The sequence below is a fragment of the uncultured Mycobacterium sp. genome, from assembly GCF_964249325.1.
Classification (GTDB): Bacteria; Actinomycetota; Actinomycetes; order Mycobacteriales; family Mycobacteriaceae; genus Mycobacterium.
In genome coordinates this window covers 1-9,192 of the sequence record NZ_CAXUCH010000175.1, presented here as the reverse complement: position 1 = coordinate 9,192, position 9,192 = coordinate 1, and the positions used below count along the sequence as shown (strand labels likewise).

At 66.2% G+C, this 9,192-nt stretch carries 7 protein-coding genes and 2 pseudogenes; 5 read left to right on the top strand and 4 right to left on the bottom strand.

Going from position 1 to position 9,192, the window contains the following annotated elements:
* Window positions 1–342 (top strand): annotated as a pseudogene (locus ACFE99_RS18500) (cysteine dioxygenase); the annotation flags it as partial.
* Entirely contained in the window at window positions 339–713 is a 375-nt protein-coding gene (locus tag ACFE99_RS18495) for a rhodanese-like domain-containing protein (protein WP_375487801.1), read from the top strand. The pseudogene ACFE99_RS18500 and the gene ACFE99_RS18495, both read left to right, overlap by 4 nt.
* Here ACFE99_RS18495 and ACFE99_RS18490 read toward each other — a convergent pair.
* Window positions 710–1,492 (bottom strand): annotated as a pseudogene (locus ACFE99_RS18490) (enoyl-CoA hydratase). The gene ACFE99_RS18495 and the pseudogene ACFE99_RS18490 overlap by 4 nt on opposite strands.
* Window positions 1,493–1,503: 11 nt before the next feature.
* Window positions 1,504–2,541 carry an enoyl-CoA hydratase/isomerase family protein gene (locus ACFE99_RS18485; protein ID WP_375487799.1) on the bottom strand — a complete coding sequence of 346 codons (1,038 nt, stop codon included), beginning with the start codon at window positions 2,539–2,541 and terminating at the stop codon, window positions 1,504–1,506.
* 199 nt (window positions 2,542–2,740) lie between these two features.
* Here ACFE99_RS18485 and ACFE99_RS18480 point away from each other — a divergent pair, with 199 nt between their 5' ends.
* Complete coding sequence (locus ACFE99_RS18480) at window positions 2,741–3,592, top strand: Bax inhibitor-1/YccA family protein (protein ID WP_375487803.1); 852 nt, start codon at window positions 2,741–2,743, stop codon at window positions 3,590–3,592.
* Between the two features lie 179 nt (window positions 3,593–3,771).
* Here the strand turns inward: ACFE99_RS18480 and ACFE99_RS18475 are convergent, their stop codons facing one another.
* Window positions 3,772–4,989, bottom strand: a complete 1,218-nt coding sequence (locus ACFE99_RS18475) for an acetyl-CoA C-acetyltransferase (RefSeq protein WP_375487797.1) — start codon at window positions 4,987–4,989, stop codon at window positions 3,772–3,774.
* Window positions 4,990–5,110: 121 nt separating this feature from the next.
* The gene (locus ACFE99_RS18470; RefSeq protein ID WP_375487795.1) at window positions 5,111–6,082 is read right to left on the bottom strand and encodes an SGNH/GDSL hydrolase family protein; all 972 of its coding nucleotides are present in this window, start codon (window positions 6,080–6,082) and stop codon (window positions 5,111–5,113) included.
* Window positions 6,083–6,330: 248 nt separating this feature from the next.
* Between ACFE99_RS18470 and ACFE99_RS18465 the strand changes: the two genes are divergently transcribed.
* Together ACFE99_RS18465 and ACFE99_RS18460 are read left to right on the top strand one after the other, a co-directional pair.
* On the top strand, window positions 6,331–7,404 hold the full coding sequence (locus ACFE99_RS18465; RefSeq protein ID WP_375487793.1) for an alpha/beta hydrolase fold domain-containing protein: 1,074 nt from the start codon (window positions 6,331–6,333) through the stop codon (window positions 7,402–7,404).
* An 81-nt stretch (window positions 7,405–7,485) separates the two neighbouring features.
* Window positions 7,486–8,880 carry a cystathionine beta-synthase gene (locus tag ACFE99_RS18460; RefSeq protein ID WP_375487791.1) on the top strand — a complete coding sequence of 465 codons (1,395 nt, stop codon included), beginning with the start codon at window positions 7,486–7,488 and terminating at the stop codon, window positions 8,878–8,880.
* Window positions 8,881–9,192: the final 312 nt, after the last annotated feature.

The window sequence follows — 9,192 nt, the reverse complement described above, 5'->3', positions numbered from 1 at the left end:
ATCTGGCTGATCAGCTGGGTGCCGGGACACGCCACCGAGCTGCACGACCACGGCGGATCACTCGGGGCGTTGACGTTGCTGTCCGGGGTGCTCGACGAATTCCGCTGGGAGGGCGAGCAATTACGGCGCCGACGGCTAGACGCTGGCGATCAGGCCGGGTTTCCGCTGGGCTGGGTGCATGACGTGGTCTGGGCTCCGCCGCCGCAGCCGGAGGCGCCGGCGGGGCCGACGCTTAGCGTGCATGCGTACTCGCCGCCGCTGACCGCGATGTCGTATTACGAAGTCACCGACCGCAATACGCTGCGCCGTCGGCGCACCGAATTGACCGACCAGGTGCCATGACCAGCCGGATCGACCGGATGCTGGATGTCGCGCGGACCCGGTTGTGCCGGCTCACCGCCGAGCAGGTACCCGACGCGCTGCGGCGGGGCGCCGTGCTGGTCGACATCCGTCCGCAGCCCCAGCGCGCTGTCGAAGGCGGGGTCCCGGGCGCGCTAGTCATCGAACGCAACGTGCTCGAATGGCGATGCGACCCGACCAGCGACGCCCGGCTGCCACAAGCCGTCGACGACGACGTCGAGTGGGTGATCGTCTGCTCGGAGGGCTACACGTCCAGCCTGGCCGCGGCGGCGCTGCAGGACCTCGGGCTGCACCGGGCCACCGATGTCGTCGGCGGATATCACGCGCTGGTAGGTGCCGGCGGGCTGAGCTAGCGATGGGTGAAGTTCGCAGGCCGCTTTTCGATGAACGCCGCCATGCCCTCGGACTGGTCATCGGTGGCGAAAGCCGAGTGGAATAGCCGACGTTCGTAGAGAAGCCCTTCGGCCAAGGTGGATTCGAACGCCCGGTTGACGGCTTCTTTGGCCATCCGGGTCGCCGATAAAGACAGCTGCGCAATCGTGGTGGCCACAGGTTTGGCGTCTGTAAGCAGGTCGTCGGCTGGGACCACCCGCGACACCATACCGCTGCGCTCGGCTTCGGCGTCGTCGATGGTGCGCCCGGTCAAGATGAGATCCATGGCCTTGGCTTTCCCGATGGCCCGCGTTAGCCGCTGCGAGCCCCCCATGCCGGGCAGTACACCGAGTTTGATCTCCGGCTGGCCGAATTTGGCTGTCTCGGCGGCAATCAGCACGTCGCACATCATCGCCAGCTCGCAGCCGCCGCCGAGCGCGTGGCCGGCCACTGCGGCGATCATCGGGGTACGTACCGCGGCCAGCTTCGACCAGCGAGCGAATTAGTCGGCGCCAAAGACGTCGGCGAACGTCAGGCTGGCCATTTCTTTGATGTCCGCACCGGCGGCGAAAGCTTTCGCCGAACCCGTGATGATGATCGCACCGATATCTGGGTCGTCGTCGAATTCGATTGCAGCGGTCGTGACTTCGGTCATCATCTGGGTGTTGAGTGCGTTGAGCGCCTGCGGCCGGTTCAGTGTTATGGTGCCGACGCGTCCGTCGCGTTCGACCAGGATGGTTTCCCATTCTTTTTCGGTCATGTGCTGCCTTTCTAGAACTTCAGATCGTCTTCGACGGGCGCGAAATACGCTTCAACGTCGGCCGCATTGACCTCGGCAAGCGATGCCGGCGACCACTTTGGGTTGCGGTCCTTGTCCACCAGCTGGGCGCGGATGCCTTCGACCAGGTCGTGTGATTGCAGTGCGGCGCACGACACGCGATAGTCCTGGACCAGGACATCTTCGAGTGTGTCCAGTTTCGCGGCGCGACGCACCGCCTGGAGTGTCACCGAAAGCGCGATGGGCGAGCGGGTGCCGATCAGGTTGGCCGCGTCGTTGGCCGCCGCAAAGTCATGGCCGCGCAGCGCAGCGACGATGTCGGCAACAGTGTCGCCCGCATAACACTCGTCGATCCAATCCCGTTGGCTGGCAAGGCTACTCGCGGGCGGTTCGACCGCATGGTCGGCGAGTGCGCGTTCGACGCCGTCGGTGACGATCGCGCGGGTGAACGCTTGCATCTTCTCGTGCGGCACGTAGTGGTCGGCGAATCCCATTGCAATGGCGTCGGCCCCGGAGAACGGCGCCCCGGTCAGTGCCGCGTGCAGGCCCAGCGACCCTGGAGCCCGTGAGAGCAGGTAAGTGCCGCCGATGTCGGGAATGAACCCGATGCCCACCTCAGGCATCGCCATCTTCGTCGTATCGGTCACCACCCGAATGTTGGCATGCGCGCCGACACCGACACCACCGCCCATCACGATGCCGTCCATCAACGACACATACGGCTTGGGAAACCGGGCGATTTGGGCGTCGAGCAGGTATTCGTCGCGCCAGAACCGCCGCGCCGCAACACCGTCGGCACGTGCGCTGTGGTAAATCGCCACAACATCGCCGCCGGCGCACAGACCGCGGTCGCCGGACCCTTCGAGAGCCACGGCGCGCACGGCGTCGTCGTGTTCCCATTCGATGAGAACTGCGCTGAGCGCGTTGACCATGTTCTGGGTAAGCGAGTTGATCGCCTTGGGGCGGTTGAGTGTCACGACGGCGACACCATCGTCGATGCGGGTCAGGATCTCGCCAGATTCGCCCGTCACGCGCGCGGTCTCCTTCCGTCGGATGCACGCCAAGACTGATCAGCAATCTAGATCGTTGCCCCAGGAGCAGCGCCCGCGGGTAAGGTTTAGCTGGAGAGCGGCTTCAAGACGTTTCCGGGCCGGGAACCCGGCCGAGCCGTTGATCGTTGAACAGGTGTTCGCACAGCTCGAAGCCACAAATCAAGGAGAGGATCCGACGGTGCGGGAGACTAGCAACCCAGTATTTCGTTCGCTGCCCAAGCAGCGCGGCGGATACGCGCAGTTCGGTAGCGGCGCTGCCGGTGCCGCGACCCAGTACGGGTACCACACGGACCCTTACGTGGCTCCGTACGACCGGCGGACCGGCGTTTCGCGCCCGCTGACCATTGACGATGTCGTCACCAAGACCGGTTTCACGCTGGCAGTGCTGTCGGCGGTCGCGGTGGTGTCCTACTTCATGGTGGCGGGCAATCTTGCCTTGGCCATGCCGTTTACCTTCGTCGGCGCGTTCGGCGGGCTGGCCTTGGTGCTGATCGCCACCTTCGGACGCAAGCAGGACAGCCCGGCGCTGGTGTTGACCTACGCCGCGCTGGAGGGCCTGTTCCTCGGCGCGTTTTCGTTCGTCCTGGCCCACTTCGCCGTGTCGTCCACCAACGCCGGAGTGCTGATCGGGCAGGCGATCCTGGGCACCCTTGGGGTGTTCGCTGGCATGCTCGTCGTCTACAAAACCGGTGCCATCCGTGTTACGCCGAAGTTCACCCGCATGATCGTGGCCGGGTTGTTCGGCGTGCTGGCCCTGATGATCGGCAACCTCGTGCTGGGCATGTTCGGTGTCGGCCACGGTGAGGGTCTGGGCCTGCGCAGCGGCGGGCCGTTGGCCATCATCTTCTCGCTGGTCTGCATCGGCATCGCGGCGTTCAGCTTCCTCATCGACTTCGACGCGGCCGACCAGATGGTGCGTGCCGGGGCGCCGGAGAAGGCAGCGTGGGGCATTGCTCTGGGCCTGACCGTCACGCTGGTCTGGCTGTACATCGAGATCCTGCGCCTGTTGAGTTACCTGCAGAACGATTAGCTTTGGCGACGAGAAGCCGGCACGTGTACCGCGCGTGCCGGCTTATCTTTGCGCCGATTCTGCAATGAGGTCGTCGAGTCTGCGTTGACTGCGTCGACGCTGCGGTGACGGCGCCGTCTGCCGTGGTCAACGCGCCGTGGATGCAGAGTCGATGCCAAGGATGCAGACTCGATGCGGCGTCAGCTCAGCCGCTCGATGATCATCGCCATGCCCTGGCCCCCGCCGACGCACATGGTCTCCAGGCCGAGCGTCTTGTCGTAGGTCTGCAGGTTGTTGAGCAGCGTTGCGGTGATGCGGGCGCCGGTCATGCCGAAGGGATGGCCCAGCGCGATTGCCCCGCCGGAGACGTTGAGCTTGTCCTCGTCGATACCCAGCTCGCGAGCCGATGCCAGTACCTGCACCGCGAAAGCTTCATTGATCTCGACCAGGTCGATGTCGCGGATCGACATGCCGGCGTTGGCCAGCGCTTTCTTGGTTGCCTCGATCGGTCCCAAGCCCATGATCTCCGGTGAGAGCCCGGACACGCCGGTGGCCACGATGCGGGCCAGCGGCGTCAGGCCCAGCTCCTTGGCTTTGGTGTCACTGGTGATCACAACTGCGGCGGCGCCGTCGTTCAGCGGGCAGGCATTACCCGCGGTGACCGTGCCGTTGGGCCGGAACACCGGCTTGAGCTGGCTCACCTTCTCGTAGGTGGTGCCCGGCCGGGGCCCGTCGTCTACGCTGACTGTGGTGCCGTCCGGCAGCCTGACTGGCTCGATCTCGCGTTCGAAGAAACCGCTCTTGATCGCCTCTTCGGCGCGGTTCTGGCTGCGCACGCCCCAGTGATCTTGGTCTTCGCGGCTGATCCCGGTCAGCAGCGCGACGTTTTCGGCGGTCTGGCCCATCGCGATGTAGATGTCGGGCAGCGTCCCGTCGGCGCGCGGGTCGTGCCATTCGTCGGCGCCCTGGGCTGCGGCGGCCGTGCGATCCTGGGCTTCGGCGAATATCGGGTTTTTGGTGTCCGGCCACGAGTCGGAGGTGCCCTTGCCGAATCGGGATACCGTCTCGACGCCCGCGGAGATGAACGCGTCGCCCTCGCCGGACTTGATCGCGTGGAAGGCCATCCGCGTGGTCTGCAGCGACGACGAGCAATACCGATTGACAGTGGTGCCGGGCAAAAAGTCGTAGCCCAGCTGCACAGCGACCACGCGGGCGATGTTGAAGCCCGATTCACCGCCCGGCTGGCCGCAGCCCATCATCAGGTCGTCGATCTGGTGCGGGCTCAGCGCGGGCACCTTGTCGAGCGCGGCGCGCACCATCTGCGCAGCCAGATCGTCAGGCCGCATGGTGACCAGGGATCCTTTGGCGGCACGGCCGATCGGTGAGCGGGCAGTTGAGACGATGACAGCTTCCGGCACGATCGGCTCCCTCCATCAGATGTGGGCTAGACCGGAGTCCCCGGCTTGCGTTGTGGCCAGGCTGAACCGAATCTAGCGCGACGTCGATGCGGGCCGTGGACCGGTAGCGGTCGATACCGTGCTAGCCGCCGGTGGCTACGACGACGGGTGCGGGCACCCCGGTGGTGGGCCGCCGCCACAGCCGCGACAAGATCCGCAGACGGATGCGACCCACGCCGGTTCTGGCGGCACCGGACGTGGATGGCAGTTCAGCCGCTAACCCGCCGGTCGATTCGCCCAGCGCACTGCACAACGCCGGCAGCAGCTGATCGGCCACCAGGGCATAGCCGGCCGCCGACGGGTGGTAGCGGTCTTCGGAGAACAACAGGTCGGGCGATGTGCGGAAGTGCGGCACCAGCAGGTCCGCCAGCGGCACCGGGACACCACCGGCCGCTTTGACCGCTGCGGCCTGGGCGCGAGCCAGCCGCAAACCCCGGGTGCGTGCCAGCCAGCGCAGCGGCTGCGGGATTGCGGTGATCACGCCGAAGTCTGGGCATGTGGCGACGACCACCACCGCACCGCTGGCCCGCAGCCTCCAGACCGCCGCCCCCAACCGACGAGCCGAGGGCGCGACCCCATTGAGGGCGGTCACGTCGTTGGCGCCGATCATGATCACCGCCGCATCCGGCGGTGGTCCGGCGACGAACATCGCGTCGACCTGACCGGACAGCCCTTTGGAGGTGGCACCCACAATTGCCTTGGTGCTCAACCGGATTCGTTTGCCCGTGCGCTCTGCGAGCGCACGCGCGAGCAGCACACCGGGCACTTCGTCGGCGCTACGGCAGCCGTAGCCGGTCGCCGTCGAATCCCCGAAGACCATCAAGTGCAGATCGAAAGGCACGCCGCGGTGCCAGCGCTGCACCGGCCCAGCGCCACGTGTGTACACACCATCGGCGCGTGGCGGGATGTCCCAAGCCTTCGGAATTACGCTGCGCGCCTGTTGCGCTTGGCCGATCAGCAGGTTACGTGCACCCAGGTACGCCGTCCCGGTCGACGCCAATGCACCCGCTGCGGCCAGCGCGATCAAGGATCGGCGTGGCGCGCGTATGTCCACGTCAATAGTTTAGGGCGCCCACTGGCCCGAATCCGGTAGCTGCGGGCCGAAGCGATCACAGGCCGGATCAAATCGGGTATCGAATCGGACTCTTTGATTGTTGAAGTTCTTATCGGTGCCAAGCTAAGTTTGCGAGGTTGGCTGGGTGCCCGGGGCGGGTATCCCGAAGTATGAGAAAGATGAACCGGTCGCTCCGCTACCTCGTCGACATGCTGTACCGCACTACAACGGCGTAGGAAGTGTTGAGCATGACCGCACCTAGCAAAATAGCCGGGACATCCCGCGAGGACAGACCCGCCGTTGTCCTGCGCGAGACCCTTCGTTCTCCGCAATTTCCGCGCCACAGGCCCATCAGCGACGGCGTTCCCGTCGAAGTCATCGAGACCGGTCCAAGCCTTCCCGCTCGGGTGCTCTCGTTGGCGTCGCGGCTGACGATCCGGCCCGCCTTAGCGTTCGGAAGCCGTGTCCCGCGTATGCCCTGGCCGTTCGGTCTGATCGACTTCGCGTGCCGCGTGTTGCTTCCGGCACCCGGCACCGTCCGCACCACCGTCGAGTTGCCCCACGCCACCGCGCAGCTCGTCCGCGCCCTCGGTGTGCTGCCGGCTGACGGCAAGCGTCGGGTGGTGCTCTACCTGCACGGCGGCGCCTTTTTGACGTGCGGGGCCAACTCGCACAGCAGGGTGGTCAACGCACTGTCGCGATACGCGGACTCACCCGTTTTGGTGGTCAACTACCGGCTGATCCCCAAACACTCCGTTGGCATGGCGATCGACGACTGTCACGACGCCTACCGTTGGTTGCGGCTGCGCGGTTATGACCCCGATCAGATCGTGCTGGCAGGCGATTCCGCGGGTGGTTACCTGGCGCTGGCGCTTGCGCAGCGGCTGCAAGAGGCGGACGAGGAACCGGCTGCCATGGTGGCGATCTCGCCGTTGCTGCAGCTGGCCAAGGAGGCCAAGCAGTCGCATCCCAACATCAAGACCGACGCCATGTTCTCGGCGCAGGCCTTCGACGCATTGGTGGCCCTGGTCGGCGTTGCCGCCGCCAGCCACATCGTCGACGGTGAGCCGGAAGAGCTCTACGAGCCGCTGGACCACCTCCGACCGGGATTGCCGCGCACACTGATTCACGTGTCTGGTTCCGAGGTGTTGCTGCACGACGCGCGATTGGCGGCCCGCAGGCTGGCCGCGGTCGGGGTGCCGGCCGAGGTGCGGATCTGGCCCGGGCAGATTCACGACTTCCAAGTCGCCGCCCCGGTGGTGCCTGAGGCGAAGCGCTCACTGCGCCAGATCGGCGAGTACATCCGCGAAGCCACCGACTAGCCGCAGGCGACGGCGGTAAGCACCAGCTCACCAGTGAGGTGCCGAGCGCCGATCAAGCAGATCGCCTGAGACGATGAATCCATGCGGATCGCTCGGCACATCAGTGAACTCATCGGCAACACACCACTGGTTCGGCTGAATTCTGTCGTGCCGCCTGGGGTCGCAACCGTGGTGGCCAAGGTCGAGTACCTCAACCCGGGCGGAAGCGCTAAGGACCGGATCGCGATCAAGATGATCGACGCCGCCGAGGCCGCTGGTCAACTGAAACCGGGCGGCACCATCGTCGAACCAACGTCCGGCAACACTGGGGTCGCGTTGGCCATGGTGGCCCAGCAGCGCGGATACAAGTGTGTGTTCGTCTGCCCCGACAAAGTCAGCGAGGACAAGCAGAACGTGCTGCGCGCTTACGGCGCAGAAGTCGTGGTCTGCCCGACGGCGGTGCCGCCCGACCACCCGGATAGCTACTACAGCGTCTCCGACCGGTTGGCCCGCGAGATCGACGGTGCGTGGAAGCCGGATCAGTATGCGAATCCCGAAGGGCCGGCGAGCCATTACCAAACCACCGGACCGGAGATCTGGGCCGACAGCGAGGGCAGGGTCACGCATTTCGTAGCCGGTATCGGGACCGGCGGGACAATCACCGGTGCGGGCCGTTACCTCAAGGAGGTGTCGGGTGGAGCAGTGCGGGTGATCGGCGCCGACCCGGAAGGGTCGGTCTACTCGGGCGGCACCGGGCGGCCTTACCTGGTCGAGGGAGTCGGCGAGGACTTCTGGCCGGCGGCCTACGACCCGAGCGTCCCGGACGAAGTCATCGCGGTGTCCGACGCGGATTCGTTCGAGATGACCCGGCGGCTGGCTCGCGAGGAGGCCATGCTGGTCGGCGGGTCGTGCGGGATGGCGGTGGTCGCTGCGCTCAAAGTTGCCGAGGACGCTGGACCGGACGGGCTGATCGTGGTGCTGTTGCCCGACGGCGGCCGCGGTTACATGTCGAAGATCTTCAACGACGCGTGGATGTCCTCGTACGGCTTCCTGCGCAGCCGATTGGATGGATCGATGGAACAACCCACGGTCGGAGACGTTCTGCGCGGAAAATCCGGCGTGCTGCCCGACTTGGTGCACACCCACCCGTCGGAGACGGTCCGCGACGCCATCGGGATTCTGCGCGAGTACGGGGTGTCCCAGATGCCGGTCGTCGGCGCCGAGCCGCCGGTGATGGCCGGCGAGGTGGCCGGCAGCGTGTCCGAACGCGAACTCCTGTCAGCCGTTTTCGAAGGCCGCGCCAAGCTGGCCGACGCGGTGGGGCTGCATATGAGCCCGCCGCTGCCCATGATCGGGGCCGGCGAGTTGGTCAGTGCTGCCGCCAAGGCGCTGCGGGACTGGGACGCGCTGATGGTGGTCGAGGACGGCAAGCCGGTTGGGGTCATCACCCGCCACGACTTGTTGGGTTTTCTCTCTGAGGGTCCCCGCCGCCGGTAGCGAGAGCGCTGTCGAGCAAATTAATTGCGCTAGCAAACTAACGAGCCGGTTGGTCCGCAGCCGCCCCGCGCTTTCGGCGACGACAGCTCGGGTAGGCCGGTGGTCGGGTACCGTAAGGCCGCCTGCAGCTAGCCCCTCGCCCATGGAAGGCGTCCATGACCGACCAACCCGCCTCACCCGCCGCCGGGCCGGATCCTCAGCATCCGCCGCAAGGTGGCTACCATCCACCGCCTCCGCCGCCCGAGGGGGGATATCCGCCGCCGCCCGGCCCGGCCATCCGCGGGTTGCCGCCGCATGCCTACACGCCCTGGG